Annotated in this window: 12 protein-coding genes; 5 read left to right on the top strand and 7 right to left on the bottom strand. The window is 72.8% G+C overall.

The window, feature by feature from the left end:
• Positions 1-165 precede the first annotated feature (165 nt).
• Positions 166-672, bottom strand: a complete 507-nt coding sequence (locus KDL01_RS16440) for a MarR family winged helix-turn-helix transcriptional regulator (RefSeq protein WP_212529377.1) — start codon at positions 670-672, stop codon at positions 166-168.
• 150 nt (positions 673-822) lie between these two features.
• Between KDL01_RS16440 and KDL01_RS16435 the strand changes: the two genes are divergently transcribed.
• Positions 823-2,325 (top strand): MFS transporter, encoded by a 1,503-nt coding sequence (locus KDL01_RS16435; RefSeq protein WP_212529376.1) that lies wholly within the window; start codon positions 823-825, stop codon positions 2,323-2,325.
• A gap of 329 nt (positions 2,326-2,654) precedes the next feature.
• On the opposite strand, the gene KDL01_RS16430 is transcribed toward KDL01_RS16435, so the two are convergent.
• Together KDL01_RS16430 and KDL01_RS16425 are read right to left on the bottom strand one after the other, a co-directional pair.
• A complete protein-coding gene (locus KDL01_RS16430; RefSeq protein ID WP_212529375.1) occupies positions 2,655-3,674 on the bottom strand; it encodes a YML083C domain-containing protein in 1,020 nt (339 codons plus the stop codon).
• An 84-nt stretch (positions 3,675-3,758) separates the two neighbouring features.
• On the bottom strand, positions 3,759-4,646 hold the full coding sequence (locus KDL01_RS16425) for a helix-turn-helix transcriptional regulator (protein WP_212529374.1): 888 nt from the start codon (positions 4,644-4,646) through the stop codon (positions 3,759-3,761).
• Positions 4,647-4,813: 167 nt separating this feature from the next.
• On the opposite strand from KDL01_RS16425, the gene KDL01_RS16420 reads away from it, so the two are divergent.
• From KDL01_RS16420 to KDL01_RS16405, 4 genes are all read left to right on the top strand, one after another.
• A complete protein-coding gene (locus KDL01_RS16420) occupies positions 4,814-5,848 on the top strand; it encodes a zinc-binding dehydrogenase (RefSeq protein ID WP_212529373.1) in 1,035 nt (344 codons plus the stop codon).
• A gap of 54 nt (positions 5,849-5,902) precedes the next feature.
• A complete protein-coding gene (locus KDL01_RS16415) occupies positions 5,903-6,880 on the top strand; it encodes an aldo/keto reductase (protein ID WP_212529372.1) in 978 nt (325 codons plus the stop codon).
• Between the two features lie 64 nt (positions 6,881-6,944).
• On the top strand, positions 6,945-10,166 hold the full coding sequence (locus KDL01_RS16410; RefSeq protein WP_212529371.1) for a BTAD domain-containing putative transcriptional regulator: 3,222 nt from the start codon (positions 6,945-6,947) through the stop codon (positions 10,164-10,166).
• A gap of 184 nt (positions 10,167-10,350) precedes the next feature.
• A complete protein-coding gene (locus KDL01_RS16405; protein ID WP_212529370.1) occupies positions 10,351-10,920 on the top strand; it encodes an RICIN domain-containing protein in 570 nt (189 codons plus the stop codon).
• Positions 10,921-10,961: 41 nt separating this feature from the next.
• Here the strand turns inward: KDL01_RS16405 and KDL01_RS16400 are convergent, their stop codons facing one another.
• From KDL01_RS16400 to KDL01_RS16385, 4 genes are all read right to left on the bottom strand, one after another.
• Positions 10,962-12,458, bottom strand: coding sequence for a potassium/proton antiporter (locus tag KDL01_RS16400; RefSeq protein WP_212529369.1), 1,497 nt, complete (start codon positions 12,456-12,458; stop codon positions 10,962-10,964).
• 152 nt (positions 12,459-12,610) lie between these two features.
• Positions 12,611-13,693 (bottom strand): LLM class flavin-dependent oxidoreductase, encoded by a 1,083-nt coding sequence (locus KDL01_RS16395; RefSeq protein ID WP_212529368.1) that lies wholly within the window; start codon positions 13,691-13,693, stop codon positions 12,611-12,613.
• 487 nt (positions 13,694-14,180) lie between these two features.
• Positions 14,181-14,828, bottom strand: coding sequence for a hypothetical protein (locus KDL01_RS16390; RefSeq protein WP_212529367.1), 648 nt, complete (start codon positions 14,826-14,828; stop codon positions 14,181-14,183).
• Between the two features lie 82 nt (positions 14,829-14,910).
• Complete coding sequence (locus tag KDL01_RS16385; protein WP_212529366.1) at positions 14,911-16,437, bottom strand: carbohydrate-binding protein; 1,527 nt, start codon at positions 16,435-16,437, stop codon at positions 14,911-14,913.
• Positions 16,438-16,502 lie beyond the last annotated feature (65 nt).

Raw genomic sequence — 16,502 nt, 5'->3', positions numbered from 1 at the left:
CTGTCCCTCGGCGCGGGGAAATCACGCTGGGCTGGGGCGAGCCGCCACACGATCGGGAGCCGGTGACGACGATCGCGTGGCGGCTTGCGCAGTTGATCGTCGGGTTCTGATCGTCGGGTTCGCGGAGAAGCGGGGGCTGACGCCGCGTCCGGTCGTGCGCCCGGGTCACTGGCGGGCGCGGCGGACTCCGGCTGAGGCGTCGTCGGGGACGGAGAGGTGGCCGGCGGCGAGGGCGCCGAGCGCGTCGAGGAGGACTGTGCGGGTGGGCTCGGGGAGGGATTCGAGGGCCTCGCGGTGGACGCGGTCGACGATCTCCTGGCTCCGGGCCGCCATCGCGGCGCCGGCCGGGGTGACCACGATGATGCGCGCGCGGCGGTCGGTGGGCGAGGGGCGGCGTTCGGCCAGGCCCGCCTGCTCCAGGGCGTCGACGGTGACCACCATCGTCGTCTTGTCCATATCGCCGAGTTCGGCGATCTGCGCCTGCGTACGCTCCTGCTCCGCCGCCTTGACCAGCACGCAGTGCATCCGCGCGGTCATGCCGATCTCGCCGAGCGCGGCGGACATCCGGGTGCGCAGCACGTGGCTGGTGTGGTCGAGCAGGAACGAGAGGTCCGGCGCGGCGTCCCGGGCGGGGGCGTCGCCCGCGGACCGGGCCGGGGCGAGGGAGGTCATGGCTCCAGTGTACCGCATGGACGCTCTGAAGTAGATCTTCTTGTTGGGGATCGTCTATTACGGAACCATCTGCTACAGTCGGAGTTACCGCGGCAGTCGTGCCGCAGCGGTACGCAGCCGGAATCCCGCCGCACAGAGCCGGAGCCATGAATGTCCACCGTCGCCAGCCCGTCCGCCTCGCCCAGCACATCCGACGTGTCCACCTCGCCCACTCCGCCTACCGCGGCCACCGCCCCCGTGCGCTCCCCCGGCTTCGACCGACGCGGCACCTTCGCCCTCGCCGCCATCGCGAGCGCCGGCCTGATGACCGTGCTCGACGGCAGCATCGTCACCGTGGCGCTGCCGTCCATCCAGAACGACCTGCGCTTTTCCGCGACCGGGATCAGCTGGGTGATGAACGCCTACCTGCTCGCCTTCGGCGGCCTGCTGCTGCTCGCCGGACGGCTCGGCGACCTACTCGGGCGCAAGCGGATGTTCCTCGGCGGAATCGGGCTGTTCATCGCGGCCTCGATACTCGCCGGGGCCGCGACGACGCCGGCGCTGCTGGTGGGCGCGCGCTTCCTGCAGGGGGTCGGGAGCGCCGCGGCCGCCTCCGTCAGCCTCGGCATCCTGGTGACGCTGTTCACCGAGCCGGGCCTGCGCGGGCGGGCGATCGGGGTGTACTCCTTCACCGGCGCGGCGGGCGCGTCGATCGGCCAGGTGCTCGGCGGCGCGCTCACCGAGAGCCTGAGCTGGCACTGGATCTTCTACATCAACGTGCCGATCGGCCTGGCCACGCTCGCCCTGGCCGTGCGCGCCGTGCCGAACGACCGCGGTCTGGGGCTCAAGGCGGGGGCCGACGCGCCCGGGGCGCTGCTGATCATCTCAGGGCTCATGCTCGGCATCTACGCGGTCGTCGGCACCACGCAGTACGGCTGGACCTCCACGCGCACGCTCGGCCTCGGCGCCCTCGCCGCGCTGCTGATCGCCGGCTTCCTGGTGCGCCAGAGGTTCGCGGCCACGCCCCTGATGCCGCTGCGCATCCTGCGCTCGCGCAACCTGGTCGGCGCGAACGCCGTGCAGATGCTGATGATCTCGGCCATGTTCGCCTTCCAGATCGTGGTCTCGCTGGCGATGCAGCACGTCCTCGGCTACGGCGCGGCGGCGAACGGACTGGCGATGCTCCCGGCCGCGGTGGGCATCGGCGCCACCGCGCTGCTGATCTCGGCCAGGCTGATCGGCCGCTTCGGCCCCCGCGCCGTCCTCGTCAGCGGCCTGATCATGCTGGTCGCCGCGCTGGCGCTGCTGCCGAGCCTTCCGGTGCACGCCGGCTACGCCGCCGACCTGCTGCCCACCATGCTGCTGATCTCCGGCGGCGGGCTGGCGATGCCCGCCGCGGCGAGCCTGGGCATGTCCGGGGCGCGCGAGCAGGACGCCGGCGTGGTCTCAGGCCTCTACAACACCACGCAGCAGATCGGCTCGGCGGCCGGCGCCGCGGTCCTGACCACCCTGTCCGCCTCGCGCACCGCCGCGCTGCTGCGGGCGGGCCGCTCCACCCCCGACGCGCTGATGGGCGGCTACCACCTCGCGTTCGCGGTCGGCGTCGGCCTGCTGCTCGCCGCCCTCGTCGTCGCGCTGCTCGTCCTGCGCCCGGCCCGCGCCGCGCGGGCGTAGCCGACGCGCGGCAGCCGCGGCCGGCAACGCCGGCCGCGGCTGCCGCGTACCGGCGTCACCGCCCCGGCCGGAAATCCCCGAAAAAAATCGCGATGCCGACCCGTGTGCGCCGCGCGGGCTCGGGTACCCGTGAGCGAGGCGCCGTGGGAACTTCCCCCCTTTCCGCGACGCCGCGCCTCTCGCTTCCGCTCCTCAACCTGCTGCGGGAGGCCCCGCGCGCCCGCCGACTGGCAGCCATAGAGTCGGCGGGCGCCGCGCTGTGCCGGTGCGCACGCGGCCGGCACCGGAACCGAGCGGGCGCCGCGAGGAAGCCGCGGGAATCCGGCGGCTCAGTGCCCCGATTCGTCCGCGGTCAGCCGGCTGACCTGCTGGTCGAGCAGCCCCAGCATCTGGGTCCGGTCCAGCTTCGCCGGGGTGAAGCTGTGCACGATGATCGCGACGTTCCCGACCTCGCCGTAGACCCAGCTGTCGGCGTTCCCGTAGGCGTCCAGGGTCGAGGTCTCGAAGCCGACGCCGTCGGTCATCACGGACACCGGGAACTGCGTGTCGGCCGCGTTGGCGGAGGCGTCCTCGTGCGCCTTGACCAGACCGAGCGCGTAGCTCTGCGCGCCGTCCTGCCCGCTGAAGACGATGAGGTAGAAGCAGTCCTCCTGCCCGGCGGCGGTGTTCATCCACCGCGTGGCGGCACCCTCGAATCCGCGGGCCTGGAGCAGCGAGGTCTCGGTGGTAGAGCTCGGATACAGCAGCTTCACATACTGGGCCAGCGACATCGACCCGTCCGCGTTCGCGCCGGAGGCCTTCAGCGCCGTCGCTCCGCTGGGCAGCGGAAGCAGGGCATTGACGACGTCGGCGGACGGAAGCGTGCCCGGGGCCCCCACCGGTGCCGAGGTCGCGGGCGGAGTAGAGGCCTGCGACCCGGTGGACGCGGTGGTGGACTTCGGGGCGGTGACCCGCCCGATCGCCAGCCCCGCGCCGAACGCCACGATCAGCGCGGCGGCGCCCGCCACGCCGAGCAGCCCGCGACTGCGCCGGGCCGGGGGCACGGCGCCCGGCACGGGCTGTCCGAAGACGGGCTGTCCGAAGACGGGCTGTCCGAAGACGGGCTGTCCAGGCATCGGCGCTCCCGGCATCGGCGCTCCCGCCGGCGGCTGGCCCGGCACCGTCCCGGCCTGGGGCTGCTGCTGCGACCAGTATCCCGAGTTGAAGGACCGGTACTCCGGGTACTCCGGGTACTGCGACGCGGCGGGCGCGGCCGGCTGGGCCGGCGGCGCGGGCTCGAGCGGCGCGGTCGGCTCGGACGGAGCCGCGAACGGATCATCGGACGGCGGCTCGAAAGACGGCAGTGTCATGATTGCCTCCCCAGGGCGACGGCTCTCCGCGCACCGGAAAGCGGCCTATACCTAGCATGGCCCCAACGCCCGCGCCAAGCCGTTTCACGCCGACGCGGTGTGGTCCTGGCTCGGCTCGTCCTCCTGGTCCAGGGTCGCCGCCCAACTGGCCAGCAGGCGCAGCTTCTCGGCCGACGGGCTGGCCGGTTCGGCGCTGTAGGCGATGATCGCCAGGCCCGGGTCTGCGGGCAGTTCCATCGCGTCGAAGTCGAGGGTGAGCTCGCCGACGACGGGGTGGTGCAGGTGCTTGACGCCAGTGCGGTGCAGCCGGACGTTGTGGGCGGCCCAGCGGGTGCGGAACAGCTCGCTGCGGGTGGACAGCTCGCCGACGAGGTCCTGCAGGGCCTTGTCGTGCGGGTCGCGGCCGGCCTCGGAGCGCAGCGCGGCCACGATGTCCGAGGCCATCGGCTCCCAGTCCCGGTAGTACTCCACGGCCGCCGGGTCGAGGAACATGAACCTGGCCAGGCTGGCCGGTCGGCGCGGGTCGGCGAACACCGGCGCGACCAGGGCGCGGCCGAGCCGGTTGGTGGCCAGGATGTCGAGCCGGCGGTTGCGCGCGTACGCCGGGGTGGTGGCCATCGAGTCGAGGATGCGCTGGACCGAGGGGCGCACCTGCGGCTTCGGGGCGCGCCGGGGCGGGCGTCCGGCCGAGTTGAGCGAGTGGGCCAGATCGAACAGGTGCGCGCGTTCGGCCTCGTCCAACTGCAGGGCGCGGGCCAGGGCCTCGAGTACGGACTCGGACACGCCGCGGGCGTTGCCGCGCTCGAGCTTCACGTAGTAGTCGACGCTGACGCCCGCCATCAGCGCGACCTCTTCCCGGCGCAGCCCGGCCACCCGGCGGTTGCCGCCGTACATCGGCAGTCCGGCCTGCTCGGGGGTGAGCTTGGCGCGGCGGGAGGCGAGGAAGTCGGAGAACTCGCGGCGTTGGTCCATGCCTCCCAGCCTACGTCGTACGGTGGGGGCGCCGGCATCCGCCTGGGGGGCTCTGGCAGTACCTGTAACAAGGGAAACCCCCTGGTGGGAGGCGATCGCCGCGGATCAGTGGCAGGGTTGGGGGTGCACGACCGAGAACCTCGAGCAGGCAGGAAAGGCACCCAGCGATGCGAGCGACTCTGATCTACGGCGCCGGCGACGTACGGGTCGGCGAGGTCCCCGACCCCGTGCTGCGGCAACCGACCGACGCGGTGGTGCGGGTGCTGCGGGCGTGTATCTGCGGCAGCGACCTGTGGCCGTACGGGGCGAAACCGGTGACGCCCGCGGGCGACCGGATCGGGCACGAGTTCCTCGGCGTGGTCGAGGAGGTCGGCTCCGAGGTCTCGGGTCTGCGCCGCGGCGACGTGGTCGTGGCTCCGTTCCTCTGGTCGGACGGCACCTGCGACTTCTGCCGGGAGGGCCTGCACACCTCCTGCCGGCACGGCGGGTCGTGGGGACGCGACGGCGTCGACGGCGGGCAGGGCGAGGCCGTGCGCGTCCCGCAGGCACAGGGCACGCTGGTGAAGCTGCCGGTCGGTGAGGACTCGGCGCTGCTGGCCTCGCTGCTCACCCTCTCCGACGTGCTGCCCACCGGCCACCACTGCGCCAAGACCGCGGGCGTGAACCCGCGCACCACGGTCACCGTGATCGGCGACGGCGCGGTGGGCCTGTCCGCGGTGCTCGCGGCCAAGCGCCTCGGCGCCGAACGCATCATCCTGATGGGCCGGCACAAGGACCGCACCGACCTCGGCCGCGAGTTCGGCGCGACCGAGGTGGTCGCCGAGCGCGGCGCCGAGGGCGTCGAGCGGGTCAGGGAACTGACGGGCGGCGACGGCACCCACACCGTGCTCGAGTGCGTCGGCCTCGAGCAGGCGCTGCACACGGCGCTCGGCGTGGTGCGCTCGGGCGGCACCATCAGCCGGGTCGGAGTGCCGCAGTACCCGACCGTCCCGCTGGCCTTCCCGGAGTTCCTCCGCAACATCACCCTGACCGGCGGCGTCGCCCCGGCCCGCGCGTACATCGAGGAGTTGCTCCCGGACATCCTGGACGGCACGATCACGCCCGGGCTCGTCTTCGACCGCACCGTCGCCCTGGACGAGGTCCCGGACGGCTACCGGGCGATGGCCGAGCGCGAGGCCCTGAAGGTCATGATCGAGCCCTGATCATCGCACCCTGACCGAATCATGCAATCCCACGCACAGAAGGGCACCACAGTCATGAAGCACATCAAGCTCGGAACCCTGGACGTCGGCCGGATCGGCCTCGGCGCGATGACGATGGCCGGAGCCTACGACCGCACCGACCTGGACGAGGCCGAGGCGATCCGCACCATCCACCGGGCGCTCGACCTCGGCGCGACGCTGGTGGACACGGCCGAGATCTACGGGCCCTTCCACAACGAGGAGCTCGTCGGCCGGGCGATCAAGGACCGGCGCGAGCAGGTCGTGCTGGCCACCAAGTTCGGCATGGTCTCGCACGCCGGGGCCGGCCCGTGGAACCTGGACTCGAGCCCGGCCAACATCCGCACCGCGGTGGCCGGCTCGCTCGCGCGGCTGGGCACGGACCACATCGACCTGTACTACCAGCACCGGGTGGACCCGAAGGTCCCGATCGAGGAGGTCGTCGGGACGCTGGCCGAGCTCGTGGCCGAGGGCAAGATCCGGCACTACGGCCTGTCCGAGGCGGGCCCCGACACCATCCGCCGCGCCCACGCGGTGCACCCGGTGACGGCACTGCAGTCGGAGTACTCGCTGTTCACCCGGGACCAGGAGCCGGTGATCCTGCCGCTGCTGCGCGAACTCGGCATCGGCTTCGTCGCCTACTCCCCGCTCGGGCGCGGCTTCCTGACCGGGGCGATCCGCTCCCCGCAGGACCTGGCCGCGGACGACTCGCGCAGCGCCAACCCGCGCTTCCTGGAGGAGAACTTCGCGCACAACCTGCGGCTGGTCGAGCAGGTCGAGGCGGTGGCCGCCGAGGCGGGCGTGACCCCGGCACAGGTCGCGCTGGCCTGGCTGCTGGCGCAGGGCTCCGACATCGCGCCGATCCCGGGCACCCGCCGGGTCTCCCGGCTCGAGGAGAACCTCGCGGCCGACGCGGTGGAACTGACGGACGCGCAGATCGCCGCCCTCACCGGGCTCGGCGAGCCCGCCGGGGCGCACCACACCGCGGCCCAGATGGAGATGATCGAGCGCTGATCCGGACCTCGGCCCAGCCCGAACGGGGCTCGACGCGCCGCCGTGGGGTGGTTGAATTGCCGGTATGAGCTCTGCTGGGCCGGGTCCGCTGCGGCGGCTGCGCGAGGCGGCCGGGTTGAGTCAGCAGGAGGTCGCCCGCCGCGCCGGAATGAGTGTGCGGGCACTGCGTTACCTGGAGAACGGCGGGGTGACCCGGCCGCAGGCCGCCTCGGTCAGCCGGCTGGCCGAGGCCCTCGGCGTACCGGCCGAGGAGCTGGCGCGCAGGTTCGCCGCGGCCCCGGCGGCCCGGGACACCCGGCCGCCGGGCCTGCGGGTGCAGGCGCTCGGTCCGTTGGCCGTGCGGCGCGGCGGCGACGAGGTGCCGCTCGGGTCCGCGATGCGCCGGCTGCTGCTCGGGCTGCTCGCGGTGCAGCCCGGGCGGCCGGTCGGCATCGAGGAGATCATCGACACGCTCTGGCCCGCGGACCCGCCGCCGACCTGCCGCCAGCTCGTGCACACGTACATCAGCGCGCTGCGTCGTCTGCTGGCGGACGCCGGTGCGATCCGGGTCGGCGCGGACGGCTACCGGCTCGAGCTCGGCGAGGACGGCGTGGACGTCGTCGAGTTCGAGCGGCTGAGCGCGCAGGGGCACGCCGCCGTGCACGCGCGGGCCCTGGACTCCGCCGCGCAGCTGTTCGCCGAGGCCTGGGCCCTGTGGCGCGGGCCGCTGCCGGCCGGCGAACCGCGCCTTGCGCAGCATCCTGCGGTGGTGCGCCTGGTCCGGCAGCGCGCGGAGTCCGTGCTCGCCTGGGCGGACGCCGCGTTCGTGCTGGCGCGCTACGGCGAGGTAGTCAAGGCTCTGCGTTCGCTGCTGGACCAGGACCCGCTGCACGAGCGGCTCGCCGCGCACCTGGTGCTCGCGCTGGCCGGGCAGGGGCAGCAGGCCGAGGCGCTCGCCGTCTTCGAGCGCACCCGCGACGTCCTGGACCAGGAACTCGGCATACGTCCGGGCGCCGAGCTGCGCACCGCCCACCTGCGTGTGCTGCGCGGGCAGCTGCCGCCGACCGAGCGCCGCGTCATCAGTACCTTCACTCCCCCGGCCCAGCTCCCATCCGACAGCACGGCGTTCCTCGGGCGCACCCGGCACCTGGCCACGCTCGACGCGCTGGTCGGTCCGGACGGGGTCACCGAGCGGGTCGTGCTGCTGACGGGCATGCCCGGCGCGGGCAAGACCGCGCTGGCGGTGCACTGGGGGCACCGGATGCGCGCGCAGTTCCCGGACGGCCAGCTGTACGTGGACCTGCGCGGGCACAGCCGGGAGCAGCCGGTGCTCGCCGTGCACGCGCTCGCGGGTTTCCTGCACGGGCTCGGCGTCGCACCGGACCAGGTGCCCGGCGACCGGCAGCAGGCCGCGGCGGCCTACCGCAGCAGGCTGGCGGGCAAGCGCGTGCTGATCGTGCTCGACAACGCGGCGAGTGCCGAACAGGTGCGGCCGCTGCTGCCGAGCGGTCCCGGTTCGCTCGCCGTCGTCACCAGCCGGCACCGGCTCGGCGGGCTCGTCGCCCGGGAGGCCGCGCGGGTGCTCGCGCTCTCCCCGTTGACCGCGGACGAATCCCGCCGCCTGCTCACCCGCCTGCTCGGCGCCGAGCGCGCGCTGGCCGAACCGGACGCCGTCGCCGAGACCGCCGAACTGTGCGCGCAGCTCCCGCTCGCGCTGCGCATCGCCGCGGCGAACCTCACCACCCGCCCCGAGCTGCGGATCGCCCGGTTCAACGAGCGGCTGCGCGCGGGCAACCGGCTCGATCTGCTGGAGGTCGCGGACGACGCGGACACGGCCGTGCGGGCCGCGTTCCAGCTCTCCTGCGACGAACTTCCGTCGGCGCAGCGGCGCATGTTCCGGCTGCTCGCGCTGACTCCGGGGCCTGATATCGGGATGGACGCGGCGGCGGCGCTGGCCGGGATCGATCCGGGCGAGACGGAGCGTTCGCTGCGCCACCTGGCCGACCGGCACCTCGTGGTCGAGCGGTCCCTCGACCGGTACACGCAGCACGACCTGCTGCGCCTGCATGCCAGAGAACTGTCATGGCCGGACGCCGCGGAGGACGAGCCGGTTGCGCACGACGCGGACTGCGGCTGCGCGAACGCGGGGGCGCACGCGGCTTTCCTGCGCCTCGCCCGCCATCAGCACGAGCGCCTCACAGCCGTCGCAGACCTGCTCTATCCGTACCTGCTGCATCTGCCCGAGGACCCGTCGGACCCACGATCCGCGACAGTGGACTGGGATGCGGACGCGGCCCGGGCGTGGCTGGAGGAGGAGCGCGCCGGTCTCATGGCCCTGATCCGGCACCTGTGTGCGCTGGGCCACCACCGCGACGCCTGGCGGCTGACCGACCTGCTCGCCGGGCACTTCATGCTGCGCGGTGTCGCGGCCGAATGGACAGAGGTCTGTGAAGCCGCGTACGCCGCGGCGCGGGTCGGCGGGGACGGGCACGCCCAGGCCGCGATGCAGATGCACACCGCCACCGCGTTCCACTTCGGCGGGCAGACCAGGCGCGCCGCCGAGCGCTTCCGCGCGGCCGCCGACTCGGCGCACCGGGTCGGCTGGACCCAGGGCGAGGCGGTGGCGCTCAACAACCTGGCGATCTGCCTGTTCAACGCGGGCGAGCCGGAGCAGGCCATCGCGGCCTTCGAACGCGCACTGGCGCTGCACCGCAAGGCCGGGCGCACCGCGGGCGAGGCGGTGACCCTCTCCAACCTCGGCGCGGCACACATCGACCAGGGCCGCGACCTGGCCCAGGGCGAACGCGGCCGCGCCGCGCAGCGCAAGGCGATCGCCTATCTCGAGGACGGTCTGCTGCTGCACCGGGCGATCGAGGACCGGCGCAACGAAGGCGAGACGCTGCGGGCCCTGGCGGAGGCACACCGCGACATCGGCGACCTCGACGTCGCCCGCGCCCAGGCCACCGAGGCGCTGCGCCTGGCCCGAGCGGCCGGGGACCGGCGCTTCGAGGCCTCCGCGCTGTGCCTGCTCGGCACCGTACACGCCCGCCTCGGCCAGGTCTCCGACGCCCTCGCCTACCGCGCGCAGGGCCTCGAGGCCGTCGCCGAACTCGCCGAACCGAGGCTGGAGGCGGACGGCCACCTCTCCGCGGCGGACACGAGCCTGGTGCTCGGCCTGACCCAGGACGCGCTGCTGCACCTGGACAACGCCCGTTTCCTGGCGCGGCAGATCGGGTCGGGCCAGCTCGAGCGCCGCTGCGATCTGCTGACGCGGCGGATCGAGATGGCGGGCGAGGCGGCGAGCTGAGCGCGGCCCGGCGCCGATTCTTGCCGCTGCCGCCCCCGATTCTTGCCGCTCGTCCCCGCCTCCGTCTCTGACCTGCGGCTTCGCCGGGCCGTCGACTACAGCGGCTCTGCCCTGCCCGCGGCCTAATCTCACCTCAGTCGGGACAGCGAGTCCCGACACCGCGAAGGGACAAAGGGGTAGGGATATGAGGATTCTGAGGGGGACCCGCCGCGTGCTTTCGGCGACGGCGGTGCTCGCGATCGCGGCGTCGGTCGGCTCCGGGGTGCTCGCCGCGTCGCCCGCGAGCGCCGACGAGTCCAACTACGGGACCTTGCTCGCGCTCTCGGACAGTTTGAACCTGGACGTGGACAACGCGGCCACCAACGCCAACGCGTGGCTGGACGTGTGGTACCAGAACAACAACTCGAACCAGAGCTTCCTCTACCCGTCGAGCAACGGGCAGGTCGGCGAGATCGAGGCGCAGAACTCGCAGATGTGCGTCACCACCGACGGCGTGGCCGGCGACGCGGTCTCCCAGCAGCCGTGCACCGGGGCGGCCGGGCAGGAGTGGGAGGCGGAGACCTGGACCATCTGGTGGCTGCCGGGCAGCCTGCTGGTGACCTTCCAGAACCCGAGCTCCGGCCTGGTGCTGGAGATCTACGGGGACAGCTCCTCGGCGGGCGCGACCATCGACGCCTGGTACCCCGACGGCGGCTACAACCAGTCGTGGATCATCCCGGGCTGCAGCAACCCCACGCCCATCGTCTGCGAGTGAGCCGCACGCCCTGAGCACGTCCGGCGGGTCGGCGGGCGTGCTCAGGGCGCGAGCCCGCGCTCACCGTGCCAGCCGGCGAGTTTCCCGGCCCGGCTCACCGCGCGCAGCCGCTGCTCGGTGCGGGCCCTGGCCGAGCCCGCGACCACGATCAGCAGGTCGTCGCCGCACTGGAGCCGGGTGGTGCGGTCGGGCACGAAACCCTCTCCCGACCGCACGATCAGCGCCAGGCCCGCCTCCTTCGGCAGCCGCAGCTCGAACAGCTCCACCCCGTGCAGCCGGGAACCCTCCGGCACCCGCAGCTGCAGCAGATCCGCGCGCAGATCCTCCAGCAGCGCCGACTCGATGTCGAGCCGGCTGGGCTCACCGGTCGCGAACACCCGCAGCCACCGCGCCACGGCGGGCAGCGTGGGCCCCTGCAACAGCGTGAACACGCCCACGATCAAGAAGACGAGGTCGAATACGCGCGCCGCGTCGGGCACCTTCGCACTCATCGGGATGGTCGCGAGCACGATCGGCACCGCCCCGCGCAAGCCCGCGTAGGACAGGAACACCTGTTCCCGCCACGGCATGCGGAAGCCCAGGGCGCACAGCGCCACCGCCGCCGGCCGGGCCACCAGCGTGAGGATGCCCCCGATCAACAGGGCCGGCAGGATCTGCGCGGGCAGCCGGGACGGCGAGGCGAGCAGGCCCAGCATGACGAACAGGCCTATCTGCGCGAGCCAGGCCATGCCCTCGGCGAAACTCCGGGTGGCCGCGCGGTGCGGCAGCCGGACGTTGCCGAGCACCAGCGCCGAGACGTACACCGCCAGGAATCCGCTCGCGTGCGCCATCGCGGCCGCGCCGTACCCGGCGACGATGAGCGAGAGCACCGCGATCGGGTAGAGCCCGGAGGCGGGCAGCGCCACCCGGCGCAGCCCCGCCACCCCGGCCAGTCCCACCACCAGGCCGATCCCGGCGCCGACGATCAGCTGGTAGCACACCTCGCCGATCAGGAATCCGGCCGAGGCGTGCACGCTTCCGGCGCTCAGCAGCGTCACCGCGAGCACCGAGGGCGGATCGTTGAGGCCGGATTCTCCCTCGAGGATGCCGGTCAATCGTGGCGGCAGCGGGAGGCGGCGCAGCACCGAGAAGACCGCGGCGGCATCCGTCGGCGCGAGTACCGCGCCGAGCAGCAGCGCCTGACTCCACGTCATGGACAGGCACAGGTGCGCCGCCACCGCGACGATCCCGGCCGTGGCGCCCACCCCGAGCGTGGCCAGCGCGAGCGCGGGCGCGGCCCCGGCCCGCACGTTGGCCGCGTCGGTGGTCAGACCGCCCTCGGCCAGGATCACGATCAGCGCGCACAGCCCGAGGGTCTCGGCCACGCCCGCGTCGTCGAACCTGATGCCCGCGCCCGACTCGCCGAGCGCGAGCCCGAGGCCGAGGAAGACCAGCAGACCGGGCAGGCCGACGCCGTGCGAGGCCCGCACCGCGGCGATGGCCGCGAGCACGATCACGGCGCCGACCAACAGGATCAGGTCGAGGTCGGCCGCGTGCACGGGTCAGCCCAGCCGCCGGGTCCGCGGGCGGCGCGCGAGGACGGGACCTGCTCTGTGCACGCGCGCCTCCCTGGGAAAACCTCACGGGGACGCGCGGATGCGGTGCGCGCCTGCTCCGGTGCCTCTGACCTTAGCGGTAATTGATCAACTTGTCAGGAGACCGTCGTCACAGGGGTCAGCGGGTTTGCCGGCGCCCAGGCGAACGGCGGGTCCGGGATCTCCCGGCGCAGCACCGGCGCGATGTCCGACTGGAAGAGCGCGAAGGACTCCTCGTGCTGGCCCTGGCTGAGCCCGCCGGCGTCGGCGTGCAGGTGCAGCACCGTGTGCCCGAACCGGTCGTGGTACCGGTGCACCTTGTCGATGATCTGCTGCGGGCTGCCGATCAGGGCAGAGCTGCGCTCGACGTAGTCCTCGAAGGTCTCGAACACGATCGGCAGCCCGATCTTGCGCTGGAAGCGCAGGTTCGCCTCGAAGATCGGGCGGTACTCGTCCAGTGCGTCCTGCGAGTTCTTGCGCGCGAAGTACCCGGCGCTGCCCGCGCCGACGGTGATCTGGGCCGGGTCGTGGCCGTAGTGCTCCCAGCGCTCACGGTAGTAGCGGACCAGTTCGGCGTAGGGCTCGATCGGGTTGGTCACGTTGGCGGAGAAGAGCGGCTCGCCGTAGCGCGCGGCGAGGTCCACCGAGCGTTCGCTGGTCGCGCTGCCGTGCCAGATGCGCACCGGCTGCTGCAGCGGACGCGGCCAGGTCTCGGCGTCCTTCAGGTCGGGGCGGAAGCGCCCGGACCAGGTGACCTTCGGTTCCCGCCACAGCCGCCGGAACAGCTCGTAGCTCTCGATGTTGCGGTCCCACTGGTCCTCGGTGGTGACCTGGAACAGCTCCCGCTGCGCCGCGCCGTTGCCCTTGCCGATGATCAGGTCGAGCCGTCCGTCGGAGAGGTTGTCGAGCGTCGCATAGTCCTCATACGCGCGCACCGGGTCGAGCAGGCTGAGCGTGGTGACCGCGGTGAACAGCCGGATCCGGCTGGTGCGGGCCGCGATGTGGCTGAGCACGACCGGCGGCGAGGAGGAGATGAAGGGGCGCTCGTGCCGCTCCCCCACTCCGAACCCGTCGAAGCCGAGCTCCTCGGCCAGCTGCGCGTCCGCGACCAGGCGGGCGAAGCGCTCGTGGGTCGAGGTCTGCACGCCGGTGACCGGGTGGGGGGTGTGCACGATGAGACTGATGGCGAGGAACTTCACGCTGCGACCTCTTCCGGTGAAAGCAGCAGAGAACGTTGGATCGACGTGCGCGACGGCGGGGGCCGCGGCGGCACGGGGAAACAGGGTTCAGAGGAAAGGAGATGGGACGACGCGCGAGCCGAGGCGGCGCGGTCAGCTACACAGCGCGCTGTTGACGCGCGCGAAATCCACGTGCCTGCGGGCGACGAGGTGGCGCGCGAGGGACGCGAGGGGACGGACGATGCGGTCCATGCGCGTTCACCTCCGTGCGGTCGGGCTGTGGGGGAAACGTAGGCGCGCCAACGGATCACTGTCAATCAGCGGCCACATACCGGTCTGTGGAGCGGGGCTCGGGCACGCGACTCGGGGCGCGCGACTCAGGGCACGCGACTCGGGGCGCCAGACTCAGAGCGCCAGACTCAGGGTACGGAGAAGCGGCGCGGCATACGCGCCGCGCCGCCCGCGTGTCAGGGCCGGTATGGGAGTCGCGGGTCGGACCCGGTCCTTCTCAGACCCAGCGCATCCCGGCGTAGCCCGGTCCTGCCTCGGCGAACTCGGTGAACCAGCTGGACGGCCGGTAGTCGCCGATGCGCAGCCGCCGGTTCGCCTCGTGCAGCGGGTCCTGTATCCCGTCGAACTCGGCCAGGAAGAGCAGCGGCACGTAGGGGTGCCGGAACAGCCGCGCGTGGCAGCGGGTCCAGTCGAAGTCGCCGTCCACGCAGGCGAGGCCGTCCACGGCGCGCTGGGCGATCTCGGGCTGCAGCGTGATCAGCAGCTCCGCCTGCACGATGCCGAGCCAGAGGGCGAACTCCTCGGCGGCCGAGCCCGGCATGGGCGTGCGGCCCTGCGCCAGCTGGTCGGCGAGCTCGTCGAAGACCGCGACGAAGCGGCGGCGCCAGTGCACCGACTGGCTCCAGGTGAACTCGGGCAGCGCGGTGAACAGGTCGTCGTCCTCCTCGCGCACCGACCGCCCGCCGAGTCGCGCGAGGCGGGCGTGGCCGGTCTCGCCGAGGTAGCGCAGGACATCATGCAGCAGCCGGGCGGTCCGGGCGGTCAGATGCTCGCCGTGCCGTGGTGGCGGGAACAGCGCGGCGAAGTCCGGTCCTGGCCCGTGGCGTTCGGCGACGTCCGAGGAGGGGAGGGTGACGGACGGCATGGTCGAGCCCTTCGATGGTGGGTGGGTGCGGGAACGGGAGCGGGCCGGCCGGTCTCGCGGCCGGCCGGCCCGCCCGCCGCGCTCAGCTGGTCGGGAAGTCGAAGTAGTGCAGGCTCACGTACGCCGGGTTTCCGGTCGCCGCCGAGGAGAACTCGAGGTAGACGTTGTGGGTCCCGGTGACCTTGGTGATGTTCGCCGGGACGGTCTCCCAGCTGGACCAGCCGCCGGTGTTGGCCACCGCGAAGCTGCCCACCGGCGTGTTGCTCGGACTGTCGATCACCACTTCGACCAGGCCGCTGACGCCGCCCGCCGCGCCCGAGGCCACTCTGGCGTCGAACTGGGACGAGCCGGCCGTGCCGAAGTTCACATTCTTATATTCGAGCCAGTCTCCGCTGGACAGCTGGGCCGCCTGGTTCGAGTCCACCCCGGATGGATCGGTGTCCGTGGTGCTCGTGACGCTGATGGTCCCGTTCGATCCGCCGTAGCAGTCGGCTGAGATGTTCGAGGTGGCGGTGGTGGTGCAGGAGGTGCCGCCGCCGCTGCCCGAGGTGCCGGTGGCGGTGGCCGACGGGCTGGCCGAGGCACTGGCCGAAGCCGACGCGCTGGCCGACGCGCTGGCCGACGCGCTGGGCGACGCCGAGGTGGTGGAGGACGCGGCCTTCTGATAGACCGCGACGTAGCTCACCTTCATCGGCGAACCCGAGGTCGTCGCGCTGGTGGGCGAGGTGCAGCCGCAGATCGCGTTGGGGTACGCGCCGCCGACGGCCTCGTCCAGGATCAGGAAGAACCCGTGGTCCACCGCCGCCTGCCAGGTCGAGGTGCCCACCTGGCTCTCCGTCACGGTGTAGTACGAGGTGCCGTTGAGGTACCAGGTGATCGACTCGTTGCTGGTGTTGGTGCGGTCCACGATCACGCTGTAGGTGTTGTACCCGGTCTGACAGCCGCTGCAGGCGACCAGTCCGCTGCCCAGGCCCGTGGTCTCGTTGCACGCCCCGCCCGGGTCCACCCCGCAGTGGAAGGTGCCGGAGTGCTCGCTCAGGGCATTGACGTCCTCCATGATGTCGATCTCGCCGGTGGAGGGCCAGTTCGAGCAGGTCATGGTGCCGGAGGTGCCGGCGCCGGAGGAGCGGAACCCGGCGCCGAGCATCCAGAACGCGGGCCAGTAGCCGACGCCGGAGCTCGGGTTGGGCTGCTGGATCGAGGCGGTGACCTCGAGCTCCCCGCCGGCGGGCGCGGCGTAGTTGTCCGCGACGGTCTCGATTCGGCCCGAGGTCCACGAGCTGCCCGACTCGACCGGGGTGATGCTCAGGTGGCCGCTGCCGTCGAGCGAGACGTTCGTGGTCGAGCTCGTGTTCGACTCGACCTCGCCGGTGCCGTAGTTCGCGGTGCAGCCGGTGCCGTTGTACTGGGTCCCGGTGTCGTAGGTCCAGGAGGAGTCGACGCCGCTGCCGGAGCTGCCGGAGAAGGCGTCGCCGAACAGCGTGGTCCACCCGGACGGTGCGGTCGGGACGGTGGTGGCCGACGCGGTGCCGGGCACGATGACGGTCAACAGCGCCGCGACGGGCGCGAGGGCCGCGAGAACGGCGAGGAGTCCGCGTGACCGGGTCATGCGGCTGAGGCGATCGGCTTCAGCCGCATGACCGGTCCGGCCGAGGCCGTCGCCGTTTCTCCGTC

This window comes from Actinospica durhamensis (genome assembly GCF_018139695.1).
Classification (GTDB): Bacteria; Actinomycetota; Actinomycetes; order Streptomycetales; family Catenulisporaceae; genus Actinospica; species Actinospica durhamensis.
Note: the sequence above shows the minus strand (reverse complement) of the source record. Positions and strands in the feature narration are given on the sequence as shown.

Coding starts and splice junctions, on each gene's coding strand:
- KDL01_RS16440 (WP_212529377.1), bottom strand. CDS start 672: ATGACCTCCCTCGCCCCGGCCCGGTCCGCGGGCGACGCCCCCGCCCGG.
- KDL01_RS16435 (WP_212529376.1), top strand. CDS start 823: ATGTCCACCGTCGCCAGCCCGTCCGCCTCGCCCAGCACATCCGACGTG.
- KDL01_RS16430 (WP_212529375.1), bottom strand. CDS start 3,674: ATGACACTGCCGTCTTTCGAGCCGCCGTCCGATGATCCGTTCGCGGCT.
- KDL01_RS16425 (WP_212529374.1), bottom strand. CDS start 4,646: ATGGACCAACGCCGCGAGTTCTCCGACTTCCTCGCCTCCCGCCGCGCC.
- KDL01_RS16420 (WP_212529373.1), top strand. CDS start 4,814: ATGCGAGCGACTCTGATCTACGGCGCCGGCGACGTACGGGTCGGCGAG.
- KDL01_RS16415 (WP_212529372.1), top strand. CDS start 5,903: ATGAAGCACATCAAGCTCGGAACCCTGGACGTCGGCCGGATCGGCCTC.
- KDL01_RS16410 (WP_212529371.1), top strand. CDS start 6,945: ATGAGCTCTGCTGGGCCGGGTCCGCTGCGGCGGCTGCGCGAGGCGGCC.
- KDL01_RS16405 (WP_212529370.1), top strand. CDS start 10,351: ATGAGGATTCTGAGGGGGACCCGCCGCGTGCTTTCGGCGACGGCGGTG.
- KDL01_RS16390 (WP_212529367.1), bottom strand. CDS start 14,828: ATGCCGTCCGTCACCCTCCCCTCCTCGGACGTCGCCGAACGCCACGGG.
- KDL01_RS16385 (WP_212529366.1), bottom strand. CDS start 16,437: ATGACCCGGTCACGCGGACTCCTCGCCGTTCTCGCGGCCCTCGCGCCC.